Origin of the sequence: Actinomadura bangladeshensis, from assembly GCF_004348335.1 — a bacterium.
GTDB lineage: Bacteria > Actinomycetota > Actinomycetes > Streptosporangiales > Streptosporangiaceae > Spirillospora > Spirillospora bangladeshensis.
Genome location: NZ_SMJW01000565.1, coordinates 1 through 1,034, shown reverse-complemented (window position 1 = coordinate 1,034; position 1,034 = coordinate 1). Strand labels below are relative to the sequence as shown.

Below are 1,034 nucleotides of genomic sequence, written 5' to 3'. Positions count from 1 at the left end.
CAGGGGATGTTTCACGGGAAACGTTGGGGGAGCGGGGAACGAGAAGCGCCCCGGAGCTGGTGACTTCCGGGGCGCGGTGGAGCGGTGGGGTGTTAGGCGTCGTTTACGCCGTCGTCGTCTGGAGCCATGGACTTGATGATGCGGTCCAAGTCCTCGAGAGTGGCGAACTCGACCACGATCTTGCCCTTGTTGCGGCCCATGTCCACGCGGACCTTGGTCTCGTAGCGGTCGGAGAGCCGGTCGGCCAGTTCCTTCAGGCCCGGGGCGACCGGCTTCTTCCGGCGGCCCTGCCGTGGCGCCTGCGGCTCGTCGTCGACTTCGCGGAGGGCGATCATCTCTTCGAGGGCGCGGACGGAGAGGCCCTCCTGGACGATCCGCTGCGCCAGATGCTCCTGCGCCTCGACGCTGTCGAGGGAGAGAAGGGCACGGGCGTGGCCGGCGGACAGCACGCCGGCGGCCACCCGCCGCTGCACCGCGGGCGGGAGGTTCAGCAGCCGGAGCGTGTTGGTGATGTGCGGACGCGACCGGCCGATGCGGCCGGCGAGCTGCTCATGGGTGGCGCCGAAGTCCTGCAGCAACTGCTGGTACGCGGCGGCCTCCTCCAGCGGGTTGAGCTGCTGGCGGTGGAGGTTCTCCATGAGCGCGTCACGGAGCAGATCGTTGTCACCGGTGTCGCGGACGATCGCCGGGATGACGTCCAGTCCGGCCATCTGAGACGCCCGCCACCGGCGCTCCCCCATGATCAGTTCGTAGTCGTGCTCGCCCGATGACGCCTTGCGGACGACGATCGGCTGCAGGAGGCCGACGATGCCGATCGACTCGGCGAGCTCGGACAGCGCCTGCTCGTCGAAGTGCTCACGCGGCTGGCGGGGGTTGACCGTGATGGACCCGACGGGCAGCTCCGCGAAGTGGGCGCCGGCGACCGGCTCAAGGGCCGGTTCATGGACGGCGGTCCCGTTCGAGGCGGGGCCGCCGCCGGGAAAACCGGGCTCTCCCGCGCTGCCGGGTTCGTCCGGTGTCGGCGGGGGCGGGGC

At 70.4% G+C, this 1,034-nt stretch carries 1 protein-coding gene; it reads right to left on the bottom strand.

Features of this window, described 5'->3' with window-relative positions; all coding sequences use genetic code 11:
* Positions 1-92: 92 nt before the first annotated feature.
* The coding region (locus tag E1284_RS40885; protein ID WP_243715072.1) for a ParB/RepB/Spo0J family partition protein at positions 93-1,034 on the bottom strand (942 nt) is incomplete at its 5' end.